General features: G+C 53.3%; 19 protein-coding genes and 1 pseudogene. 9 read left to right on the top strand and 11 right to left on the bottom strand.

Going from position 1 to position 22685, the window contains the following annotated elements; translation table 11 throughout:
- Positions 1–70 precede the first annotated feature (70 nt).
- The 3 genes from rimI to ACWAU0_RS01700 are packed head-to-tail and all read right to left on the bottom strand — an operon-like array spanning position 71 to position 2994.
- On the bottom strand, positions 71–625 hold the full coding sequence (gene rimI, locus ACWAU0_RS01710; RefSeq protein WP_458138124.1) for a ribosomal protein S18-alanine N-acetyltransferase: 555 nt from the start codon (positions 623–625) through the stop codon (positions 71–73).
- A 4-nt stretch (positions 626–629) separates the two neighbouring features.
- Positions 630–1436 carry a uracil-DNA glycosylase gene (locus ACWAU0_RS01705; protein ID WP_458138123.1) on the bottom strand — a complete coding sequence of 269 codons (807 nt, stop codon included), beginning with the start codon at positions 1434–1436 and terminating at the stop codon, positions 630–632.
- A 13-nt stretch (positions 1437–1449) separates the two neighbouring features.
- Positions 1450–2994 carry a 2-isopropylmalate synthase gene (locus tag ACWAU0_RS01700; RefSeq protein WP_033158855.1) on the bottom strand — a complete coding sequence of 515 codons (1545 nt, stop codon included), beginning with the start codon at positions 2992–2994 and terminating at the stop codon, positions 1450–1452.
- 417 nt (positions 2995–3411) lie between these two features.
- Between ACWAU0_RS01700 and ACWAU0_RS01695 the strand changes: the two genes are divergently transcribed.
- Positions 3412–4227, top strand: a complete 816-nt coding sequence (locus ACWAU0_RS01695) for a capsular polysaccharide synthesis protein (RefSeq protein WP_458138122.1) — start codon at positions 3412–3414, stop codon at positions 4225–4227.
- A 49-nt stretch (positions 4228–4276) separates the two neighbouring features.
- Here ACWAU0_RS01695 and ACWAU0_RS01690 read toward each other — a convergent pair.
- From ACWAU0_RS01690 to ACWAU0_RS01655, 8 genes and pseudogenes are all read right to left on the bottom strand, one after another.
- Positions 4277–4778, bottom strand: a pseudogene (locus ACWAU0_RS01690) (IS5 family transposase); the annotation flags it as partial.
- A 129-nt stretch (positions 4779–4907) separates the two neighbouring features.
- Positions 4908–5732: a CHAD domain-containing protein gene (locus tag ACWAU0_RS01685; RefSeq protein ID WP_458138121.1), complete on the bottom strand. Its 825-nt coding sequence runs from the start codon at positions 5730–5732 to the stop codon at positions 4908–4910.
- Positions 5733–5735: 3 nt separating this feature from the next.
- On the bottom strand, positions 5736–6476 hold the full coding sequence (gene pssA / locus ACWAU0_RS01680) for a CDP-diacylglycerol--serine O-phosphatidyltransferase (RefSeq protein ID WP_033158857.1): 741 nt from the start codon (positions 6474–6476) through the stop codon (positions 5736–5738).
- A gap of 242 nt (positions 6477–6718) precedes the next feature.
- The gene (locus ACWAU0_RS01675; protein ID WP_458138120.1) at positions 6719–7159 is read right to left on the bottom strand and encodes a DUF6678 family protein; all 441 of its coding nucleotides are present in this window, start codon (positions 7157–7159) and stop codon (positions 6719–6721) included.
- Between the two features lie 122 nt (positions 7160–7281).
- A complete protein-coding gene (locus tag ACWAU0_RS01670) occupies positions 7282–8061 on the bottom strand; it encodes an outer membrane protein OmpK (protein ID WP_458138119.1) in 780 nt (259 codons plus the stop codon).
- 66 nt (positions 8062–8127) lie between these two features.
- Positions 8128–9144, bottom strand: coding sequence for a ketol-acid reductoisomerase (ilvC, locus tag ACWAU0_RS01665; protein WP_458138118.1), 1017 nt, complete (start codon positions 9142–9144; stop codon positions 8128–8130).
- Positions 9145–9176: 32 nt separating this feature from the next.
- On the bottom strand, positions 9177–9668 hold the full coding sequence (gene ilvN / locus ACWAU0_RS01660) for an acetolactate synthase small subunit (RefSeq protein ID WP_101051816.1): 492 nt from the start codon (positions 9666–9668) through the stop codon (positions 9177–9179).
- Positions 9669–11405: an acetolactate synthase 3 large subunit gene (locus tag ACWAU0_RS01655; protein WP_033158862.1), complete on the bottom strand. Its 1737-nt coding sequence runs from the start codon at positions 11403–11405 to the stop codon at positions 9669–9671.
- 266 nt (positions 11406–11671) lie between these two features.
- Here ACWAU0_RS01655 and ACWAU0_RS01650 point away from each other — a divergent pair, with 266 nt between their 5' ends.
- The 8 genes from ACWAU0_RS01650 to ACWAU0_RS01615 all read left to right on the top strand — a co-directional run bounded on the left by ACWAU0_RS01650 (position 11672) and on the right by ACWAU0_RS01615 (position 22679).
- Positions 11672–13099, top strand: coding sequence for a DUF3375 domain-containing protein (locus ACWAU0_RS01650; protein ID WP_458138117.1), 1428 nt, complete (start codon positions 11672–11674; stop codon positions 13097–13099).
- Positions 13100–13819: 720 nt separating this feature from the next.
- The gene (locus tag ACWAU0_RS01645) at positions 13820–14935 is read left to right on the top strand and encodes an N-acetylmuramidase family protein (RefSeq protein WP_458138116.1); all 1116 of its coding nucleotides are present in this window, start codon (positions 13820–13822) and stop codon (positions 14933–14935) included.
- 2 nt (positions 14936–14937) lie between these two features.
- Positions 14938–15534: an SH3 domain-containing protein gene (locus ACWAU0_RS01640; protein WP_171696299.1), complete on the top strand. Its 597-nt coding sequence runs from the start codon at positions 14938–14940 to the stop codon at positions 15532–15534.
- Positions 15535–15798: 264 nt separating this feature from the next.
- Positions 15799–16431 carry a DUF4194 domain-containing protein gene (locus tag ACWAU0_RS01635; RefSeq protein ID WP_458138115.1) on the top strand — a complete coding sequence of 211 codons (633 nt, stop codon included), beginning with the start codon at positions 15799–15801 and terminating at the stop codon, positions 16429–16431.
- Between the two features lie 175 nt (positions 16432–16606).
- Positions 16607–19984 carry an ATP-binding protein gene (locus ACWAU0_RS01630; RefSeq protein WP_458138114.1) on the top strand — a complete coding sequence of 1126 codons (3378 nt, stop codon included), beginning with the start codon at positions 16607–16609 and terminating at the stop codon, positions 19982–19984.
- On the top strand, positions 19981–21189 hold the full coding sequence (locus ACWAU0_RS01625) for a DUF3322 domain-containing protein (RefSeq protein WP_458138113.1): 1209 nt from the start codon (positions 19981–19983) through the stop codon (positions 21187–21189). Before ACWAU0_RS01630 ends, ACWAU0_RS01625 begins: the two co-directional genes overlap by 4 nt.
- Positions 21190–21191: 2 nt before the next feature.
- Complete coding sequence (locus ACWAU0_RS01620) at positions 21192–21992, top strand: 4'-phosphopantetheinyl transferase family protein (RefSeq protein WP_458138112.1); 801 nt, start codon at positions 21192–21194, stop codon at positions 21990–21992.
- A 270-nt stretch (positions 21993–22262) separates the two neighbouring features.
- The gene (locus ACWAU0_RS01615; RefSeq protein ID WP_253734487.1) at positions 22263–22679 is read left to right on the top strand and encodes a hypothetical protein; all 417 of its coding nucleotides are present in this window, start codon (positions 22263–22265) and stop codon (positions 22677–22679) included.
- Positions 22680–22685: the final 6 nt, after the last annotated feature.

Here is a 22685-nt window from a genome sequence, read left to right as displayed (position 1 = left end):
TTCAAGTCGATGTGTCAGATCAAGTCGTGACTAATACAATTTAGGCCGACAGTGAGTCTACATAACCCTGCTAGAGCATAGGCACCAGATCCAACTCAAACATAATCGCGTCCTCGCGACCGTTTTTGGCTGGATAATAATTCTTACGGGTGCCGATTTCGCGAAAACCGGTTTTTCGATACAAATTGATGGCGCCAGGATTACTGGGGCGCACCTCAAGGAATATTTTCTCAGCGCGGGGCCGGGCGTATTCGATTAAGTGTTCCAACATTTTGCGGCCGGCTCCCTGGCGTTGAAAGGTGGGGTTGACGCTGATGTTCATAATGTGAGCTTCGCCAGCAGCCACATTGATGATGCAGTAGCCTACGATATTGTCATCTGGCGCCTCGCAAACCCAACTGGTGTAAGTCATGGTGCGGAAACAATCTTTAAATATCCCTTCCGACCACGGAAATTCGTAATTTAACTCTTCTATCTTCAAGACGCTGGTTAAATCAGCATGATCCATTTTGCGTATCCGCATTAAGTCTTTGCTATCTACCGAGTCTGGAAACACCTTGGCGTAAAACTCGCGGTCCGCGTCGTAAATCACTGCATCTTTCAGTTTATGTAACAGTTTCCACATGGTTTTATTTTTCTAGTTTTTGATAGACCGACAACGCAAACTGCAAGTCGCTCCAGGCTTTAGCCTTTTCCAGTAGCGAGCGCAATAGGTAAGCCGGGTGATGAATGACAATCAGCGGAATATCGTGTAATTGGTGTTGAACGCCGCGTAATTTTGCCAGAGATTGTTGGGTGGTTAGCAAGCTTTGCGCAGCAATCCGGCCTACCGCCAAAATTATTTTCGGTTGTATCAATTCGATTTGCTGCTGCAGAAAGCGATTGCAGGCGGAGACTTCTTCGGCTTGCGGATCACGGTTATTCGGCGGCCGGCATTTCAATATATTGGCTATATAGACTTCTTCCCGCTTTAAACCTATCGCCCGCAACATTTCGGTTAATAATTGGCCGGCTTTGCCGACGAACGGTTCGCCTTGTAAATCTTCATTCTGCCCAGGCGCCTCACCAATCAGCATCCAGCTTGCTTGTTTGTTGCCGACACCGAATACGGTTTGGGTGCGGGTTTTACACAGCGAGCAGGCTTGGCATAAAGAAACCTCGTGCTGCAAGTCTCTCCATATTTGATCGTTGGCGGGGGATGATGGCGACGAAGCGGAATGTCGCGGAAATTCGATATTAACGGTTTCGATGACGCTTGATACCGTTTGCTCGGAAGGCTCAACTTCGTGGGCTGCAAAGGGGGTAGCCGGTACTACGTGTTCGATTGGACTTTCGCAATCAACGGCCGCTTGCGGAACTGCGATGGGTAGACGCCTAGGTGTCCAGACGTCAATGCCCATCGCCTCCAAGTACTGCAAGCGGGTCGCGTTATCCATGGTGGCTCAAAAATCAGACATCGCCTTTTTGCGGATGCTGACGTTGGTCGGGCGTTTGCAGTTTGTTAACCGCGTTAATGTAAGCCTTGGCCGAGGCGATCACGATGTCGGTGTCAGCGCCGGAGCCGTTAACGATACGGCCGGCATTTTCCAGTCGGACGGTGACTTCACCCTGAGCATCCGTGCCGGTGGTGATGTTGTTAACCGAGTACAACGCCAAAGTCGCGCCGGTTTTCACTAGGCTTTCTATCGCTTTCAAGCTGGCATCCACTGCACCACCGCCTTGCCCGCTGCCGGTGACTTCCTTGCCATCGACACGTATCGTGACGGTGGCGTTAGGGACTTCGCCGGTTTCGGAACAGACTTTCAAGGCGACTAACTTGATGTGTTCGTCTTCAGCTTCGAAGCCTTGCTCGGAGATTAAGGCCTGCAAGTCTTCGTCGAAAATATCGTGCTTTTTGTCGGCCAATTGTTTGAAGCGGAAAAAGGCATCGTTTAAATCGGCTTCGCCGGCAAAGTCCACGCCCAGCTCTGCCATTCGGGTTTTGAAGGCGTTGCGTCCGGAATGTTTGCCTAAAACCATGCGGTTGGTGGTCCAGCCCACATCCTCGGCGCGCATAATTTCGTAAGTCTCGCGGTTTTTCAATACGCCGTCTTGATGAATGCCGGATTCGTGGGCAAAAGCATTGGCGCCGACGATGGCCTTGTTAGGCTGCACCGGAAAGCCGGTGATGGATGACACCAGTTTCGAGCATGTGACAATCTCGCGTGCATCCAAGCCGGTATCGCAGCCGAAGAAATCCTGGCGGGTGCGCACCGCCATCACCACTTCCTCCAAAGAGGCATTGCCCGCGCGTTCGCCCAAACCGTTGATCGTGCATTCTACCTGCCGCGCGCCGTTCATCACCGCCGACAAGGAGTTGGCAACCGCCAAGCCCAAATCATTGTGGCAATGTACTGAGAAGATAGCCTTGTCGGAATTGGGGATGCGCTTGATCAAATTGGCGATAGTCGCACCGAACTGCTGAGGCATGCTATAGCCGACCGTGTCCGGGATATTAAGTGTCGTCGCTCCGGCATCGATCACAGCTTCCAGGATTCGGCACAAGAAATCTTCTTCCGAACGGCCGGCATCTTCCGGGGAGAATTCGACGTTATCGGTGTACTGGCGGGCGCGCTTTACTGCCCGAACTGCGTATTCGATGACCTGATCCGGCTGCATATTCAACTTCTTTTGCATATGGATCGGCGAAGTCGCGATAAAGGTATGGATGCGCGAGCTGTTTGCGCCTTTCAAGGCTTCGCCAGCCCGGTCGATGTCTTTGTCCAGCGCCCGCGCCAAACCGCAAACTGTGCTGTCTTTAATCGCATCGGCGACTGCTTGTACTGCTTCGAAATCGCCTTGGCTGGCGGCTGGAAAGCCGGCTTCGATGACGTCGACTTTCATGCGTTCCAGTGCGCGGGCAATACGGACTTTTTCATCGCGGGTCATTGAGGCGCCTGGGCTTTGCTCACCATCGCGCAAAGTTGTGTCGAATATAATTAATTTATCTTTCATGAGAACTCCGTTCATGAAATGTTCGGCGCTGAGGCCGAGGAACAGAAAAGGGTGGTATTGTTTAAATGAGGATAGAGTGCGCCCCTCAGGGCAGCAATCTTAAAGACAGGCCGAACAATTGTCTGCCAATGGCTGGCATGAACACTAAGTGACTATGAAATTCGTTTTTCTGATTGTTCATGGTTAGAAACTATACTTGATTGCCGACTGAGGCTCAAGCTCGGTATATTATCATTGGTGTCACAGAGGCAAAGCGGCTCGGTCTGGCTAGCGATAATCGGACTTTTGACGCCGAATCTGGAGCAGTTTTTTTAAAATATATGAAGTTTGCCAAGTAGTATGCGGTGTGTTTAAATTTTGAATAGGGCCTAGATTTAAGGCGTTTGCCAAAAGAACTGTTTCGCAGCAGGAGACTAAATGAATAATATCTGGATGTATTGGGAAAACCAGCAGCCGGAATACATAAGATTATGTATTCAAAGTGTCAAGGAAAAGAAAGGAAATCTTACGTTGCACCTGCTTGACCAAAACACTGTTCAACAGTATTTGCCCGATCTTCGTCCAGAATGGTTTAAATTAAGAAAAGCTGCGCATAAGGCTGATTACATCAGGACTCGGCTGGTTTATCAATACGGTGGCATTTGGCTGGATTGCGATATGGTGGCATTGGATGCAATTGAGCCGCTTATTGATTTTCCGGAGAATTATGATTATGCATGCCAGGATGTCGGCTCCAGCATAGGTTGTTTTGTAGGGAGGCCCGGATGTAAAGTTCTGGAGAAAATAATTCAGGAACAGGACCGGATAATTGACGAAAAAAATATTTATTTTGAATGGAATGACATCGGCAATAATTTGCTGAAAAAACACGGAAAAGACTATCCATATTATAGATGGGACGAATGGGTTCTGGACGAAATTTACGGTGGTAAAAATATTAAGTTAATTTCCAGGCACGAAGAAATAGCAGATAACGTCAGTCATAATGCGGTGGTATTTCATCTGTGCAATGAAGACTCGGGTATTTTGTTCAAAAAATATTTAAGAGATTCGCGGTTGTTGACCTCAAATATGCTGGTGTCAAAAATCTTTAGAAAATCGTTCGGGATTGTTGAAGCGCCAAGTAGAAGCCCCGATTTGATTGAGTTTTTTCGGGATTACAACTTCAAGCAACAGCTCAATATTAGGAACATCATGCGAAAATCAAAATCCTTGCTAGGTAAGGTCTTCTAGATAGTGTCGTCATAAGATAGTCGTCCAAAGTGCGACACAGCGGATGTGTATCTGCCAACAGATGTAGAGCATCCAGCCCATCGATCAAGGTTGAATCCTGTGAACAATCTGCTGTGGTACCTGCCGTAACAAGTATTCTGACCGGCATACCATGCGCATCTACGGCCAAATGTCTCTTACTGTTGAGCCCTCTTTTGTGAGCCCCATGTCCTGATTGCCGCCTTTGGCTCCCGCCGCATGCGGATGAACCTTGATGTGGCTGGCATCGATCATCAGCCATTCATAATTGGGCTCAGTCACCAGTTGCTCTAACAACGTTTCCCAAATGCTGTTATCTCTCCAACGACAAAAACGGCGATGGGTGTTTTTCCAATTGCCATAGTCGGGCGGCAAGTCGCGCCGGTGCGTAAAATCCAGAAAACCGCATTGATAAACAAGCGGTTATCACGCGCTTTGCCACCCCAAGCGCCTTCGCGTCCAGGCAAGTGGGGTTCCAATAATTGCCAAACGCGATCCGATATATCGTGTCGGCGATGCGCTGCTTCTAGCATCTTTTTCCTTCAGAATTATTAAGATAGTCCGATTATCTCATAATCTTGTGACGGCACTATCTAAGGACTACTGCCGTTTCGGAGGAAGAGTTTCTAAATTTTTAGATATTTCCTGAAGTTGGCACAGCGTCAAACTGCATAGCGACGTTGGAAATCCAAAATATCAGCTAAGTGGGCGGTATAAGCCTCTATCAGGGCTTGCTGTTTGCATTGGTAATGCTGCTTAATTTCTTCCGGTATCTTGTGCTGAAAAAAAGTGTCTAAGGCATCTAGTAGTACCAGGGAGTTTTGAATATCCCCCATGTCGGTGCAAGAGTTTTGCAGTTTTTTCAAGTAGTCTATCGGTAGGTCAAGAAATTTAGCGGGTACGGCGAGCAACGTGTAGCGGAATTTTTTGGCAGCGATACGCAGGTGATGGAAGCTGGCAAGATCAGCTGGATTAAGCGCTTGATAGCGGCCAACAACCTCAGCATACATGGCGTCGACTACGCTTTGGATCGCCACTCTCAAATCCGTACCGGCGATCTCGGTTTTAAAGCGTTTGGCGGCTTTTTGGATTTTGCGTCGCGTCTTCGTTCGATAGATAGCGACGATATGCGCCCTGCTGTTTATCAATAGATGTTGCTCGCGCTGATGTATAAAAGCCAGGAATGGTTCTAATCCCGGCAATATCGCCATGGATCCGGCCGCCTCGAACAGCATGACTTGCGTGTCTCGCAATTCGTCGAAACCGTCGAGTTGCTTTTTCAAAACTTTGCGAATGCTTAGTAATGTGGGTTGTGGCTCCAAGGCATGTAGCAATTCTATCAGCGCCAGCAAGCGCCGGGTGCTAATGCGTAATTCGTGGACGTTATCTTCGCTGGCGGTTTGGCGGCAGGCTTTCAAGTGTTTGCGATATTGGCGCCAGTGTCTTTCCAAGGCGTCGAGCAACGGTTTGCCGCCGGTATTTTTCATCCGCTAACTTTTACGGCTTTGCAGCTTACGTTTGCGCAAAACCAAGGTAACTATAGGGCCGGATATGGCATAACCGACCGATAGCAGGAACAGCATTCGCTGTGGTTGCGCCATTATGAAGCTGATAACCAGCATCGCGATAATGGCAACGATGAATGGCACCTTGTTTTTAAAATCGATTTCTTTGAAGCTGGAGTAACGGAAGTTGCTGACCATTAGCAAACCGGTAGTGATGGTGGTTAGTAATACCAGATACTTGATGTTTTCCACGTCATAACCGTTTTCCACGCAGAACCATAATCCACCGGCCAAAATAGCCGCCGCTGCCGGGCTGGGTAGGCCTTGAAAATAGCGTTTGTCGGCCACTTCCACTTGCGTGTTGAAACGCGCCAAACGTAACGCTCCACCGGCCATATGCACAAATGCGGCGAACAAGCCTGCTTGGCCCATGGTGGATAGAGTCCACAAATACATGACAATAGCCGGAGCAACGCCAAACGAAACCATATCGGACAAGCTGTCGTACTGCACGCCGAATTCGCTTTGGGTGTTAGTCAGGCGGGCAACTCGGCCGTCCAAGCCATCCAGTACCATCGCAATGAACATGGCAATCGCCGCTGTTTCGAAACGGCCGTTAATTGCCGAGGTGATTGCATAAAACCCGGCAAACATGGCGCCCGTGGTGAACAGATTGGGCAATAAGTAAATGCCACGATGACGAGTAAGCGGTTGCTTCTTGATCATAATGTGTCTACAAAGGTTGAAAAGTTGGCGGCATTGTACATGCTGAATATGACAGATGCTTAACTAATGTGGCCCGTTTCGTGGGTATGAGAGAAGGCTTGTGATTATTGAGATTGTAGCCCGTATGCCGCGTAGCGATATACATCGGTGATGTATTGCCACTATTGATAACGTTTGATTTTCAACCTGGATTTCCGCTGCGCTTCATCCAGGCTACGCTGACTGTCACGTTGACCGGAAGGTTAGGCCAATTTTTGGGGCGGGAAGTCTTCATATGACTTTGGAAAATAGCCCCAGATTCGTGCGACATCCCCCTTTACCTCATAATCAAAGCCAATGCTGGAAAGTTTTGAAGCAATCTCAGTGCTGTGATCAATAATCCTGGGCGGCGTTAAATGCCCCATGAATTTATGCTGATGCAGCCCAATATCAAACCACTCTACGCCAACAAATGGAAATGGCAGATGGTAATGCCACTCGGAATCCCATTCGGAGATATGACCATTTATCCATTTACTTCTATACGAAGGCCGCCAGCCCGGCTTTTGCCGAAAGTAATTGATTAATTCATTCCACTTTGTGTCATTGGCAAGTGCGCCAAAATACTTGCATTTAGCTTGGAAAATGATCTTGTCTCGGTCAGAACCAAGCGGTGTTGCCGTGGCGTCGGGAAGTTCGCGCATCGAATTAGCCTACCGTAATGTTAATCGGCGCGGCGCTGTTTGCCGCGTCCGGTGGAATAAAGTGCTATATGCATGCTAACCAAATAATTAATTGCCACGGCTGCTGTTCATTTTCATTTACCTCAAAACTTCCAAACCACCAACGCCTGCGGCACCCTGTCAAGTAAGCCCTTAATCCCGTATTTATTATGCCAATACTGGTATTCGAGGCCGATATACAAATGGTTGCTATGGCCCCATAAGTCGCCGAGGTCTAATCTAAGTTGCGGTTGCGCCAGAGCTTGGCGGGCGGCGGTGTGGTTATGGTCGATGAAGTCGGCAAAGCCTTCAAAGCTCCATTTTGTACCGGCAATTTCGAACGGCAGTTTCCACGCCGGGGTAATCTGCCAGGAGGTGCCGATGTCGGCGGTTTCGGTGACGCGCTGCCGTAAAAAGTCGATGTTGAAATAGTCGAAGCCCGGCAGGTCAAAATCAACGGTCACGCCATAAAGCCACGCGCGAAAGCCGCTGCGCGAGCTGTTCATGTTTTCCCCGAGGTTGACGCCGGCGGTTACGCCGAAATCTTTGAAAATGCCGTAAGACAAATCCAAGCCGATGACTTTACCGAGGCTGAAGGTGCTGTATGCCTCGCCGTAAAGATTGGTTTGCGCGGTTTGGCCGGATTCGGTAAACAGCGTATCCATGAAGAAGAAATTGCGGCCGTAAGCCCAGCCGTGGGCATGCGTGACGGTGATGATGGACTGGCTGACGTTGTTGGGGTTGAACGGTTCCTGGTAGTTGCCGCCATGCAGATATTGGATCTCGCTGTTACTCCATTGCAAGAATTCAGCGGGGCAGGGCTGGGCCAAGGCTGCGGTGATGATGCCGAGATAAAGCGGGTTGAAGCGAGTATGATCGGGCATTTGGCAAAATCCAGCGGGCAAAAAAAAGCCCATCGTGTAGATGGGCTTTAATCCTAGCCGATAAGCTTAGTTTTTGCTTTTATCGACGATTTGGTTGGCTTTGATCCAAGGCATCATGCCCCGCAATTTGGCGCCAACGACTTCGATTGGATGTTCGGCATTCAGGCGGCGTCTAGCAGTCATCTCAGGGTAGCCGGTTTGGCCTTCCAGGATGAATTGCTTGGCGTATTTGCCTTGTTGAATGTCTTCCAGGGCTTGTTTCATCGCCCAACGGCTTTCTTCGTTGATCACTTTTGGGCCGGTGACGTATTCGCCATATTCCGCGTTGTTAGAGATCGAGTAGTTCATGTTGGCGATGCCTCCTTCGTACATCAAGTCCACGATCAATTTCAGTTCGTGCAAGCACTCGAAATAGGCCATTTCAGGTGGGTAGCCCGCTTCGGTCAAGGTTTCGAAACCGGCTTTAACCAGTTCCACGGCGCCACCGCACAATACCGCTTGTTCGCCGAACAAATCGGTTTCGGTTTCGTCGCGGAAAGTGGTTTCGATGATGCCGGAACGGCCGCCGCCGATCGCGGAAGCGTAAGACAAGCAAATGGCCTTGGCTTGGCCGGATGCGTCTTGATGAATCGCGATCAAATCAGGAATACCGCCGCCTTTTACAAACTCGGAACGTACGGTGTGGCCAGGCGCTTTCGGGGCAATCATGATCACGTCCAGATCAGCGCGCGGCACGACTTGGTTGTACAGAATCGCAAAGCCGTGAGCGAAAGCCAGGGCCGCGCCTTGTTTGATGTTTGGCTCGATTTCTTCTTTATACAGTTTGGATTGAAACTCGTCTGGAGTCAGGATCATCACCACGTCGGCGCCAGCGATGGCTTCCGGTACGTCTTTTACGGTCAGGCCGCTGGCTTGAGCTTTGGCGACTGACGCTGAACTGGCACGCAAGCCGACGACGACGTCAACGCCTGAGTCTTTCAGGTTGTTGGCGTGCGCGTGGCCTTGTGAGCCGTAGCCGATGATCGCTACTTTTTTGCTTCTGATAACAGAAAGGTCGGCGTCTTTATCGTAATAAACTTGCATAGGTTTTCTCGTTGCTGGGTAAATAATAAATGTTACAGGTGTAAGCCTTTCTCGCCGCGGGAGATGCCGGTCGGACCGGAGCGCACCACTTCGATGATGCTGCCTTCCTCAAAGCCGTGGATAAAGGCGTCCAGTTTGCTGGATTGGCCGGTCATTTCCACCACATAGCTGTTGGCGGTGACGTCGATAATCTTGCCGCGGAAAATGTCGACCATGCGTTTCACTTCTTCGCGCGTATCGTGGCTGGTTTTGATTTTTACCAGCATCAACTCGCGTTCGATATGCGCTGATTCCGCCAAGTCGATCAATTTCACCACGTCGATCAGTTTATTCAGCTGTTTGGTGATTTGCTCGATGATCTCGTCACTACCGCTGGTGACCAAGGTCATCCGCGACAGGCTGGAATCCTCGGTGGGGGCCACGGTCAAGGATTCGATGTTGTAGCCACGCGCGGAAAATAAGCCCGCGACGCGCGACAAAGCACCGGATTCGTTTTCAATCAGGATTGAAATGATGTGTCTCATTTATGACAACTCCCTGTCTACCGGGGTGCCGGGCGCGACGCGCAATTTCATGTCGTGATGGCCTTTTCCTGCTTCTATCATGGGGTAAACGTTTTCGGTGCGATCAGTGATGAAATCCAGGAATACGGTTCTATCCTTCAATGCGAAGGCTTCTTCCAGAGCGCCACGCACGTCTTCAGGTTTCTCGATCAACATACCGACGTGACCGTAAGCCTCTGCCAATTTAACGAAGTCGGGGATGGTATCCATGTAGGACTGCGAATACCGGCTTTGATAAGAGAACTCCTGCCATTGCCTCACCATGCCCATGTAGCGGTTGTTCAGGTTGATGATTTTCACCGGCGCGTTGTATTGCAGGGCAGTGGATAGCTCCTGGATACACATCTGGATGCTGGCTTCGCCGGTGATACAGGCGACATTGGCTTCCGGAAACGCCAGTTTCACGCCAATTGCAGCCGGCAAGCCAAAGCCCATCGTGCCCAGGCCGCCAGAGTTGATCCAGCGCCGAGGTTTGTCGAAGTGGTAGTACTGCGCCGCATACATTTGATGTTGGCCCACGTCGGAGGTGACGAATGCTTCGCCGCCAGTGACTTGATACAGCTGCTCCACGACATATTGCGGCTTAATGACGTTGCTGGTGCGGTCATAATCCAGGCAATGCACATCCCGCCAACTGCCTATCAATTGCCACCAGGATTCAAGCGCTGACTTCGACGGCTTGGTTTTGCTGTCTTTGATCAGTTCTATCATTTGCTCCAACACCGGTTTGACTTCGCCGACAATCGGCACGTCGACTTTAACGGTTTTGGAAATCGAGGCGGGATCAACGTCGATATGGATAATCTTGGCGTACGGGCAAAACTCAGCCAGTTTGCCGGTAACTCGGTCGTCGAAGCGCGCGCCGACCGCCAGAATGACGTCACTCTCATGCATCGCCATATTGGCTTCGTAAGTACCGTGCATACCCAGCATGCCGACGAACTGTTTGTCGGTGGCCGGATAGCCGCCCAAACCCATCAAGGTGTTGGTGATCGGGTAACCCAGCAATTGGGTCAGTTCGGTTAGTTCTTTATGGGCTTCACCAAGAATCACGCCGCCGCCGGAATAAATCATCGGCCGCTGCGCGGTTAACAATATATCTACCGCGCGTTTGATCTGGCCCTTGTGGCCGCTTACCACCGGGTTATAAGAACGCATGCTGATCTTTTTCGGGTACTTATAAGGCACCTTGATGTTTGGATCGGTTATGTCTTTCGGCACGTCGACCAATACCGGGCCGGGGCGGCCGGTGGTTGCCACGTAAAAGGCCTTCTTCATGGTTTCGGCCAAATCGTTGACATCCTTGACCAGGAAGTTGTGCTTAACGCAGGGCCGAGTAATGCCCACCGTATCGACTTCCTGGAACGCATCGCTGCCTATTACCGGCGACGGCACTTGGCCCGAGATGATCACCATCGGGATAGAATCCATATACGCGGTGGCAATGCCGGTGACGGCATTCGTCGCGCCTGGGCCCGAGGTGACCAGCACCACGCCCGGTTTGCCGGTGGCGCGCGCATAGGCGTCAGCCGCGTGGGCCGCCGCTTGTTCGTGGCGGACCAGGATATGTTTCACTTCGTCTTGATGGAAAATGGCATCATAGATGTGCAAAACAGAGCCACCCGGATAGCCAAATACAAATTCGACACCTTCATCTTTAAGACATTGGACAAGAATATGTCCGCCACTGAGTTCCAATTTTACGTCCTCAAAAAACTAATCGATCGGGGGAAATGCAGATTTTACAAAAAAGGTTGGATAAGCTACTGTTTTTGACCCTTTTCGTCAAGGAAAACCAAGGATTTCACTTGGGTTTTCTTGCCTACAGATGGGTTTTTCCGTTGGAAATTCGCGCAAATTTACAATTGCCGGAGCGGGACAGCTGCGTTGTTTTAAAGTTTAAGCCATGCCAACGAGTGGCGAGCACATAAAGGATATTCAAACTGGATTACCGTACTCTCGATTTGCTCAAACAAAATCATCCGGCATGGCGGCTACTTAATTCGCCGCATGCGCCACTAGTTGCCGGCTTTTTGAACCGGGTGTTTGTCATCCCAAACCAGCGCTTGATTGCCCAGGCCGATCTTGCCGAGGCCTTGGAAGACGAATTATTCGGTTTGCGTGAACAGTTTGGTAACGACATCTTTCCGAAATCGGCGCTGGACTATCTCAATGATTGGGCCGGCAACGACAAGGGCTGGCTGCGCAAATTCTATCGCCAAGGCTCGGACGAACCCTATTTCGACCTGACTCCGCCCACCGAAAGAGCCATCGCCTGGTTGAGTAGCTTGACCGAACGCAGCTTCGTCGGCACCGAGTCGCGCTTATTAACCTTGTTCGAACTGCTCAAGCAAATCAGCGCAGGCAGCGAGACCGATCCCGAGACCCGCATCGCCGATCTGCGTAAGCGCCGCGCCGACATTGACGCCGAAATCGCCAGAGCCGAAGCCGGCGAACTGACCTTGCTGGACGACACCGCATTGAAAGACCGCTTTCTGCAATTCACCGCGCTGGCCCGCGAACTGCTCGGCGACTTTCGCGAGGTCGAGCACAACTTTCGCGGGCTGGACCGGCGGGTGCGCGAGCGCATCGCCTTGTGGGAAGGCGGCAAGGGCGAATTGCTGCAAGACATCATGGGCGAACGCGACGCCATCGCCGATTCCGACCAAGGCCGCAGTTTCCGCGCCTTTTGGGATTTTCTGATGTCCAGCCGCCGCCAGGAAGAATTATCGGCCTTGCTGGAAAAAGTGCTGGCCTTGCAACCGGTGGCAGAACTGCGCCCCGAAGCCCGCTTGCGTCGGGTGCATTACGACTGGCTGGAAGCCGGCGAACATACCCAGCGCACCGTCGCGGAACTCAGCCGGCAATTGCGCCGTTTCCTCGACGACCAAGTCTGGCTGGAAAACCGCCGCATCATGGAAATCCTGCACGGCATCGAGGCCAAAGCGCTAAGCCTTCGCGAAAGCCAACCGGCCGGCGAAGTGATGGCTATCGCCGAAGCCGCCGCCGACATCGAATTGCCGATGGAGCGGCCGCTGCACATCCCGGCCGTCAAACCGCGAATCGATAGCATCGTCCCGGAAACCGGCGACGGCGACCTGGACGCCGCCGCGCTATTCTCGCAAATCGTCATCGACAAGGCGCAACTGGCCCGCCACATCCGCCACGTCCTGCAAGACAAAACGCAAATCACCCTGGCCGAACTCTGCCGTAGCCGCCCCTTGCAACACGGTCTGGCGGAACTGGTCGCCTATCTGCAACTGGGCGGGGACAGCTTCAACACCACCGTCGACGAAACCGCCGAAGACGTCATCGTTTGGCAAACGACGGACGGTGAAGGGCGGGAAGTGAGCAAACAGGCGCGCTTGCCGAGGGTGATTTTTGTCAGGTGACGCGAGCGGCACAGGATGTTCTTATCGAATACGGGGGGCGGAAATCTTTCCAAAATTTAGGCCTATGCTAGGATAGGTGGGTGCTACATGCTGGCAATTAGAGTGGTTGTAGACACAAATGTCCTGGTTGCCGGCTTGAGCGGCGGTAAAGGGCCAAATTGAGAAGTTCTTCGCCGCAGCCTCCAAGGCGGTTTGCAGTCATCTAGTCCGCGTCGAACTCTCCGCAGGCATGCTGAAACGAGTCGGCGAACTCTGTACGATGATCTGGCGGAAGCGGAACTCTGTCACTAGCTGGAAAACCATCCCGGTAGGTTCGATGTCAGTGTTTCCGCCGACACCTTCCTCTATTTTGGCCAACTCGAATCCTTGCTTACCGCTGCCGCGATGAAACCGGCAGGAGTTTGGGGTTTAACTTGGAGCATGCTGTCGATGGTGCTCCGGCTTGCTTCGTGCGGTTTGACGTGCATGGGCGTTATGCTCACGGCAAGGACTATGTTGTGCACGCGCTAGCTTGGCTGGATTGAATAGTAACAGCCGCGGTGACGAATCCTTCCGCAGAGCAGCCGGCGCATGGACACCTGGATTGCTGGTCTTGGCGGTGAAACACTGATTAAGGGCAGTGGTAGCGTGTAAATTTAAATTTAGCTGGAACGGGGGCATCAAGGCGGGCAATCTAAATACAAGATCGATAGTTCACCCATTAACTCGCAAGGAGAAATAATGAAGCGAAGAAGTACGAAAGAAAACCTTTTGAAGGCATCTGTGGGAGAAGGCGCAGCCAACGATCCCAAGGACGTCCTAATCGTCGAATATCTATTCAATATCTGCAACAGCGTCATTCGCCGGCCGTTTCCGGAAGCCGGGCGTTGTTCCACTGATTTGATCATGGAAATTCGCCGCTTTCAGCGCAACGAGCTTAGATATCCTCATGCCGACGGGCGCGTCGATCCGGCGGGTAGAACTCTCCACGCCTTGGTCGAAAAGGCGCGGACGCTACGGCCTAAACGTACCGATCTGAACAAATCGTCGCGCCCCTATCTGGCCGGAGGTTCTTGGTGCGGTCCCAGTGGTGAGGTCGCCGGATTATTGGAATTCTTGGAATTTAAAAGGCCGCCTGCCAGCCAGCAAACGCAAGAGCCCGGTACAGCGCACCGCGCGGTTGTTGATAGCTATTTGTCCTTGCGGGAGCGCGCTGCGGCCGGAAAGCTTCACCGTCTCAAAGCGGCCGTCAATAGTGGCGGTTCATTTTCCAAGTTGACCGATGCGGATTTTCAGGCCGCGTTGGCGGCTCTGGGTAACGGCATTACCCTGGCCATGGTCAAGGCCTTTGCCGAAGTGGAGTCGGGCGGGAAAAGCGGATTCGGCCCCGCCGGCCTACCGGTCATTGCCTTCGAAGGGCATTGGTTTAGGAAATTGACGAATAAGAAATACGACCAAACGCATCCCATGCTGTCTTACAAATATGTCAAGAAAGCGGGGCCGGAGTGGCAAGCCAATAATAAGGATCAGGAAACCGCCTGGAAAACCCTCAACGACGCCATCGCCTTGGATTCCGACGCCGCGTTGCAGGCTTGTTCGTGGGGTATGTTTCAAGTAATGGGCTTCAACTTCAAAGATTGCGGCTTTAGCAAAGTTGAGGACTTTGTCACATCCATGAAAGCGGGCGAACGCGGGCAACTCGATGCTTTCGTTGGCTGGTGCAAGGCCAAACCTGCTCGCTTACAAGCCCTTAAAGACAAGAAATTCGCGACCATTGCGACCTTATATAACGGAGAGGATTATGGAAATTATGATGTTTTGCTTGAACAAGCCTACAAGCGCCACGGGGGAAGCTGATCATGTTTAATCGTTTTGGTTTCATCATGGCAATATTGATGGCGACCGAAGTCGGAGCCGTCGAAACCAACCAATTTCACTCGGGTGTTTATGAGCAACTCCGCTTGGCGGTGGCGCCGGACGGCCAAATTACCGGTTACTATCGTGAAGAGCAAGGGGAAGGCGTGAGCAAAACCTGCAGCTTTTACCTGCGTGGACAATCAAATGGAGATTCGGCCTCGCTGACGACATGGAATGTCGATCACTTTCCCGGCGAACTCCGCATCCAAGCCGCCGGAGTCAATTTGAAGGTGGAGCACGGTAACGAACATCCAGGATGCGGAATGCTGTTGCCACCGGCCATCGAACAAGGCCTGAATTACGATAAGGTGACGGAAACTCAATGGACAGAGTTGAGGGTCATATCGAGTCCCAAGACTTACTTCCATTCCGAACCTAAGGCTGATGCCAAGCTCAAGTCTTATTTGGTGAAAGGGGATGTTGTTGGCGTGGTGGGTGCCGAGGGAGACTGGCTGCAGGTTGAGTACCCAGGGACAAAGAAAATGATCCGCGGCTGGATCAGTAACAGTGATTTAGCCGTATTTAAGTCAGGTCAATAGTCGTAGGCAAGATTCCCCTCTACGAGGCGGGTTTTGCTATCCGGCCATAAACATTTAAATATGGTCAAAGCAGCCATACCCGTTTACAGCCGGTTGAAAAACCCGTCTGAAGATTCATGGGGTTTTGTTTGTTAAGCGCGTAAAATTCCGTTTTTCCAGTCCAGTTGGTCATGGATAGTGGCATCAGCAGATTATCTCTGTTGGTTTTAGTTTTGCCCTAAAATACGCGCAATTCAACGCCTGCTCAATCAATACGAGATAAACATGACGGAAACCGACCTAGAGATGGCGCCGCAATACGACCTGTCGGCCTTGGTCATTCCGTTATTGAAAGGCGTGATCTACCAGGAAACCGACGGCGGCCTTTGGAATGCCTTGCTGAATCTGCAAGCCAGGGTGCGGGATTACGTGGCGGTGTTGGGTTTGGAGTTGGTGTTGGATGAGGCCGAGAGTTATGCGTTTTTGCGTTCGCGGCAGGCGGATGCCGAAGACGACGAAGCGGTCGCCAAGTTGCCGCGTTTGATCGCGCGGCGGCCGTTGTCGTTTCCAGTCAGCCTGCTGTTGGCCTTGCTGCGCAAGCGTTTGGCCGAGTTCGACCGCGGTGGCGGCGAGACTCGGTTGGTCTTGTCGCGCGAGGATATCGTCGAGTTGATCCGGGTGTTTTTGCCGCCACGCAGCAACGAGGCGCGGCTGATCGATCAGATCGAAACTCATATCAACAAGGTGGTCGAACTGGGTTTCTTGCGCAAACTCAAGGCGGCTTCCGGGCAGTCGGCCAATTACGAAGTCAGGCGGATATTGAAAGCTTTCGTCGATGCTCAATGGCTGTCGGAATTCGACGCCCGGCTGGCGGAGTATCAAACGCAGTTAGTTAGCGGCGGGGAAGGCGGAGAGTGATTGTTCGTAGATTGATCCCCGCCGCTCTTTCTCGTCGGGACAATACCGTTAGGTATATCGTGGTTTGTCCCCCTCTTTTGCAAAGAGGGAGGCTCCTTAACCTAAGCGGCATTCGCGCAGGGAGGGAGTACGTCCATTCCGTTTTACAGCGTCTTGACCAAAATTCCGCCGCGCCATGACCGCCACTAACGACCTGCAATTCTCCCTGGACTTCGTCGACGATGACGCCTTGTCCGGCTTTCGCTTGCAACGCCTGGAAGTCTATAACTGGGGAACCTTCGACGGCCGGGTTTGGGTCTTGAATTTGAACGGCCGCAACGCTTTGTTGACCGGCGACATCGGTTCCGGCAAATCCACTTTGGTCGATGCGGTGACCACTTTATTGGTGCCGGCCCAGCGCATCGCTTACAACAAAGCCGCCGGCGCCGATGCCAAGGAGCGCAGCCTGCGTTCCTATGTGCTGGGCCATTACAAGTCCGAACGCAATGAGGTCAGCGGCAGCGCCAAGCCAGTGGCCTTGCGCGGCGACAACAGTTATTCGGTGATCTTGGGCGTTTTCCACAACGCCGGCTACGACCAGACCGTGACGCTGGCCCAAGTGTTCTGGATCAGCGACCGCCAGGGCCAGCCGGCGCGGCTGTTCGTCGGCGCCGAACGGGACTTGAGCATAGCTCGCGATTTTTCCGACTTCGGTAGCGACATCGGTCAACTGCGCAAGAAGCTGCGCGGCTTGGGCGCGGAGTTGCATGACAGCTTTCCGCCTTATGGCGCCTGGTTCCGCCGTCGTTTCGGCATCGACAACGAGCAGGCGCTGGAATTGTTCCATCAAACCGTGTCGATGAAGTCGGTCGGCAATCTGACCGATTTTGTGCGCAGCCACATGCTGGAACCCTCGGAAGTCGCGCCGCGCATCACCGCTTTGATCAACCATTTCGACGACCTGAACCGCGCCCACGACGCGGTTTTGAAGGCCAAGCGGCAGATGAGCCTGTTAACGCCTCTGGTCGCCGATTGCCAGCGTGACACTCAACTCAACGAGCAAACCGAAACCCTGCGCGCCTGCCGCGAAGCCTTGCGGCCGTTTTTTGCAGGCCTGAAGCGCGGCTTGCTGGAAAAACGGCTGGCCGGCTTGGACGAGGAATTGGCCAAGCAGAACGCCCAACTGGAGCGGCTGAGCGAGCGCAAGCGACAACAGCAAATGCAGGCGGGCGAACTGCAACGCCATATTGCCGCCAACGGCGGCGACCGCATCGCTCAATTGGGATTGGAAATCGAGCGTCTGCAAGATGATATGACGCGCCGCCGCGATAAATCCGCCCGCTACGAAAAACTGCTGCAAAGCTTGGATTTGCCGGCACCGGTAGACGCCGAAGCCTTTCTGGCGCAGCAAGTCCGTTTTCTGGAGTTACGGGACAGTGCGTCCGCGCGCGAAGCCGATCTGCAAAACCAGGCTAGCGAAATCGGCGTGGCGTTTGCGCAAGGCCGCAACGAACATCAACTCCTGCAAGCCGAATTGACCAGTCTGAAGGCCCGGCGTAGCAATATCGACGATGCGCAAATCAAAATGCGCCAGGCGCTTTGTGAAGCGCTGAATCTGGCCGAGGACCGGATGCCGTTCGCCGGCGAATTGATCCAGGTGCGCGATGAAGACAGGGATTGGGAAGGCGCCGCCGAACGTATGTTGCGCAATTTCGGCCTATCGCTGCTGGTGCCGGATGCGCATTATTCGGCGGTAGCCGATTGGGTGGATCAAACCCATTTGCGCGGCCGGCTGGTCTACTTCCGGGTCAGGCCCGGCCAGCGCGCCGAGCTGCCGGAGCCGCACCGCGATTCGTTGGCGCGCAAATTGGCGATTAAACCCGATTCGGCGTTTTACGATTGGCTGGAGCGCGAGATCGGTCACCGCTTCGACGTAGCTTGCTGCGCGACCCAGGAGCAATTCCGCCGCGAGCAAAAAGCCATCACCCGCGCCGGCCAGATCAAGGCACCCGGCGAACGCCACGAAAAAGACGACCGCCACCGCCTGGACGACCGCAGCCGCTATGTGTTGGGCTGGTCCAATGCCGCCAAGATAGCCGCGCTGGAAGCCAAGGCCAAGCTATTGGAAAATCAGCTAGCCGATCTGGCCGGTCGCTTGGCCGACATCGCCAAAGCACAAGCCACGGTCAAGGCGCAATTGGAAACCTTAAGCAAGCTGGGCGAATACCGCGATTTCCGCGAACTGGACTGGCGGCCTTTGGCTGCGGAGATTGCTCGGCTGGAACACGAGAAGCGCGAGCTGGAAGCGGCGTCCGATCTGCTCAAGCAACTGACGGAGCGGCTGGAAGCGCTGCAACATGCTTTGGCCGATACCGAGCACGCGCTGAACGACAAAATCAAGGAAATCGGCGCCACCGAGCAACGCAAACAGGCCGCCGAAGCGTTGCTGACGCAGACTTCCGACATCCTGAACGAAGCCGGCGACGCACACGCCGCACATTACCCGGCTCTGGAAGCGCTGCGCGGCGAAGTGCTGGCCGAGCGGCAAGTTACGGTGGAGTCCTGCGACAACCGCGAACGCGAGATGCGTGATTGGTTGCAGACCAAAATCGAAAACGAGACCAAAAAGCTCAATTATCTGCGCGACAAGATCATCGACGCGATGCGCGGCTATTGCGCGGCCTTCCCGTTGGAAACCCAGGAAGTCGACGTCGGCATCGCCGCTGCCCACGAATATCAAACCATGCTGGAAGGTTTACAAAGCGACGACTTGCCGCGCTTCGAGGCTCGCTTCAAGGAATTGCTCAACGAAAACACCATCCGCGAGGTCGCTAACTTCCAGTCGCAACTGGCCCGCGAGCGGGAAACCATCAAGGAGCGCATCGCCCTGATCAACGAGTCCTTGACTCAGATCGACTACAACACCAACCGCTTCATCGTGCTGGAAGCGCAACCGACGCCGGACGCCGACGTGCGCGACTTTCAAAGCGAGTTACGCGCCTGCACCGAGGGCGCGCTGACCGGTTCCGACGACGAGCAATATTCGGAAAACAAGTTTCTGGAAGTCAAAAAAATCATCGAGCGTTTTCGCGGCCGCGAGGGCCAGGCCGAGCAAGACCGGCGTTGGACAGCCAAGGTTACCGACGTGCGCAATTGGTTCAGCTTCGGCGCCAGCGAGCGTTGGCGCGAGGACAACAGCGAGCACGAGCATTATTCCGACTCCGGCGGTAAATCCGGCGGCCAGAAGGAAAAACTGGCCTACACGATACTGGCCGCCAGTCTGGCTTATCAGTTTGGTTTGGAATGGGGCGCGGTGCGTTCGCGTTCGTTCCGCTTCGTGGTGATCGACGAGGCCTTCGGCCGCGGCTCTGACGAATCGGCGCAATACGGCTTACGGCTGTTCGAAAAGCTCAATCTGCAATTGCTGATCGTCACGCCGCTGCAGAAAATTCACATCATCGAGCCCTACGTCGCGGCGGTCGGCTTCGTGCATAACGAGGAAGGACGTGCGTCCAAGCTGCGCAATTTGAGCATCGAAGAGTATCGTGCCGAACGCGCGGCACGCGGCGGATGAGCAAGCCGGCCTGGACCTCGCCGGCCGAGTTGCTCGGCGAACTGGACAAACGCTGGCAACGCGGGCAAATCCTGACGGAAAGCCTGGCGCCGAGCGGATTGTTTCCGCTGCGTATTCCTTTAAAGCCACCCAGTCCGGCGCAACTGGCCGCCGATTTTTCTGCCGTGCAGGCTTGGGTGGAACATTGGTTGGCCGTCGAGGCCAAGCATTTTGCCGTCGAATGGCGCGACATTAATCATCGGCTTTCGGGGCGTAACCGTTTGCCGGCGGCGGTGGTTTTCGACAAGCCGGACGATGCGGCGGCGTATTTGAAAAAAGCGAAGGAATTGGCGGTTTTCGGGCAATTGGCGGCATCGCTGGTTGACGATTTCGCCGCTCTGCGGCCTTGGTTATTGAAATATCCGTTACGCGCCTTGGAGCACGCCGACGAATGGCAAAAATTGTTGAGTGTGGCCGGCTGGGTCGTCGAGCATCCGCGGCCAGGCATTTATCTACGCCAAATCAGCCTGCCCGGCATCGATAGCAAATTCATCGAAAGCCGCAAAAAGTTGCTCTGCGAATGGCTGGATTTGCTGTTGCCGGCTGCGGTGGTCGATATTGCGCAAACCGGGGTCGCCGGCTTCGAAGCACGCTACGGCTTTTTGGCGAAGCCGGCGACGATTCGCTTCCGCGTGCTGGATAGCCGACTGCACATTGCCGGCTTGAGCGATCTGACGGTGACCGCCGGCGAATTCGCGACTTTAAATTTGCAGGTCAAGCGGGTATTCGTCACCGAAAACGACATCAACGGCCTGGCATTTCCGAGCGTTCAGGGCGGCATGGTGATTTTCGGCAGAGGCTACGGCTTCGATGCCTTGGCGCAAGTCGAATGGTTGAAGGATAAGGAAATTCACTACTGGGGCGACATCGACACCCACGGCTTCGCGATTTTGAGCCAGTTCCGCCAGCATTTTCCGCAAGCCCAATCCTTGCTGATGGACGAGGCCACTTTAATCGCGCATCGCTCGCAATGGGTCGAAGAAGCTAGCCCGATTAACGCCGAATTGGCATTTTTAACTGCGGAGGAGGCGGCGCTATACGACGTGTTGCGGGATCATCAATATGGCCGTGGGCTGCGTCTGGAACAGGAGTATGTCAGCTTTGCACTACTGTCGGAACGGCTGGCGGCGCTGGATTTGCTAACGGCTGGCGGCGAGGGTACGTAGCGGTGAGTGCGTATTTCGTGGATGTTTGGCAAGGCAGGTTGAGCGTATCTGCCGACACATTAGCGCGATTGGCGTCGCGATTATCGGACGACGAAATGTTGAAGGCGCAAGCGTTCAAGCTTCCAACCTTACGTGATCGCTACGTTGCCACGCGCGGCATGTTGAGAGAAACGCTGGCCGGCTATTTGGCGGTCGATCCGGCGACGTTAAAATTCGTGTCCGGCCCCTACGGCAAGCCGGCTTTGCTTGATGAGCCTTTACAATTCAATATCTCGCATACTGCTGATTTATTGTTAATTGCTGTCGCTAATTTTGCTGACATTGGAATTGATGTGGAGACGGTTAAGCTGCGGCGCAATTTTGAAAATTTGGCGCAGCGTTGCTTTTCCGTGCGGGAGTATCAAGATTGGTGCGAACTGCCGGTGGAGTGGCAGGCGGACGCATTTTATCGGTTATGGACCAAGAAAGAGGCCTTTGTCAAAGCAGTCGGTCGCGGAATTGCTTTGGGCTTGGAGCAATGCGAGTTTGCAGTGGAGGCAGGTGGGCAGTTGCGAACTATTCCCGACGAGTATGGTTCGGCCAGTGGGTGGCGGGTTCACGAATTGAGTGTTGCTGCTGTTAATTCGGCCCTTAGCGTTTCGTGTTCCGGCGGTGGCTTGAGTTTGGCTCCTGAATTAGAGTCCGGATTTGGCGGTGATGACGGCTCTGGAGTATTGCAGAACCGAGTCGGCAACAACTGCGCGGCATTGGTTACGCCGGCCCGATGCTATGCTTTACGGCGGTTGTTGCTGCAAGCCGATTGAGGCTTACTGAAGCCTCAATCGGCTTGCAGCGATCGAAAACCCTTTGTGGTTTGTCCCGTCTATGTGGGTGCATTTGCCGGCTATGTGGGTTTTGTAACAAATGTCTCTTCCTGTTATTAACGCGCCCCTCTGAATAATTGCCTTTGTTGAGCCACACAGGGCGCCGGATTGCTCACTAAAAGCGGTTTGCCGGCTTTGTTGCTGTCAATTAGTAACTTGGAACGGGATTTGCTGAGTAGACTAAAAAACGGACTATTTAGTGAGGTTGATATGACTATACACATTGCATCCATGATGCCGGACCGCGCGCTTGACGAGAGTGTCATCGCCAAAGCTATTACGAAAATTGCCGTTGATTTGGCAAGATTTCGTGAGGAGCCGATACAAAAACGGACGCCGATCCTGGACTTGATATTTCTATTACCCAGCCGCCAGGAGAGGGCTGATTTCGAGGGCTTGCGTTTGCATTCGTTCGATAAAACCTCGCAGACTTTGCGGATAGAATGCGCCGTACCGGAAAAAATGGTGGCATCCACTCACGCGGAGCGCTTTGTGGTCGCGGTGATAATGGACACCATTGATGCCGCTGCCGAATTTTTCACCGAGCAGCGCATATTGTTTGATGCAGCCGGGCATTTGGCATTGGCGGAGGCACTGGTGGTGCGTGAACACTATGCGATCAATTAATCGATA

It is taken from the genome of Methylomonas sp. Uni0009, assembly GCF_054188105.3.
Note: the sequence above shows the minus strand (reverse complement) of the source record. Positions and strands in the feature narration are given on the sequence as shown.

Coding starts and splice junctions, on each gene's coding strand:
- ACWAU0_RS01695 (WP_458138122.1), top strand. CDS start 3,412: ATGAATAATATCTGGATGTATTGGGAAAACCAGCAGCCGGAATACATA.
- ACWAU0_RS01640 (WP_171696299.1), top strand. CDS start 14,938: ATGTTTAATCGTTTTGGTTTCATCATGGCAATATTGATGGCGACCGAA.
- ACWAU0_RS01685 (WP_458138121.1), bottom strand. CDS start 5,732: ATGAAAAATACCGGCGGCAAACCGTTGCTCGACGCCTTGGAAAGACAC.
- pssA (WP_033158857.1), bottom strand. CDS start 6,476: ATGATCAAGAAGCAACCGCTTACTCGTCATCGTGGCATTTACTTATTG.
- ACWAU0_RS01625 (WP_458138113.1), top strand. CDS start 19,981: ATGAGCAAGCCGGCCTGGACCTCGCCGGCCGAGTTGCTCGGCGAACTG.
- rimI (WP_458138124.1), bottom strand. CDS start 625: ATGTGGAAACTGTTACATAAACTGAAAGATGCAGTGATTTACGACGCG.
- ACWAU0_RS01675 (WP_458138120.1), bottom strand. CDS start 7,159: ATGCGCGAACTTCCCGACGCCACGGCAACACCGCTTGGTTCTGACCGA.
- ACWAU0_RS01635 (WP_458138115.1), top strand. CDS start 15,799: ATGACGGAAACCGACCTAGAGATGGCGCCGCAATACGACCTGTCGGCC.
- ACWAU0_RS01670 (WP_458138119.1), bottom strand. CDS start 8,061: ATGCCCGATCATACTCGCTTCAACCCGCTTTATCTCGGCATCATCACC.
- ACWAU0_RS01645 (WP_458138116.1), top strand. CDS start 13,820: ATGAAGCGAAGAAGTACGAAAGAAAACCTTTTGAAGGCATCTGTGGGA.
- ACWAU0_RS01705 (WP_458138123.1), bottom strand. CDS start 1,436: ATGGATAACGCGACCCGCTTGCAGTACTTGGAGGCGATGGGCATTGAC.
- ACWAU0_RS01630 (WP_458138114.1), top strand. CDS start 16,607: ATGACCGCCACTAACGACCTGCAATTCTCCCTGGACTTCGTCGACGAT.
- ilvC (WP_458138118.1), bottom strand. CDS start 9,144: ATGCAAGTTTATTACGATAAAGACGCCGACCTTTCTGTTATCAGAAGC.
- ACWAU0_RS01700 (WP_033158855.1), bottom strand. CDS start 2,994: ATGAAAGATAAATTAATTATATTCGACACAACTTTGCGCGATGGTGAG.
- ACWAU0_RS01615 (WP_253734487.1), top strand. CDS start 22,263: ATGACTATACACATTGCATCCATGATGCCGGACCGCGCGCTTGACGAG.
- ilvN (WP_101051816.1), bottom strand. CDS start 9,668: ATGAGACACATCATTTCAATCCTGATTGAAAACGAATCCGGTGCTTTG.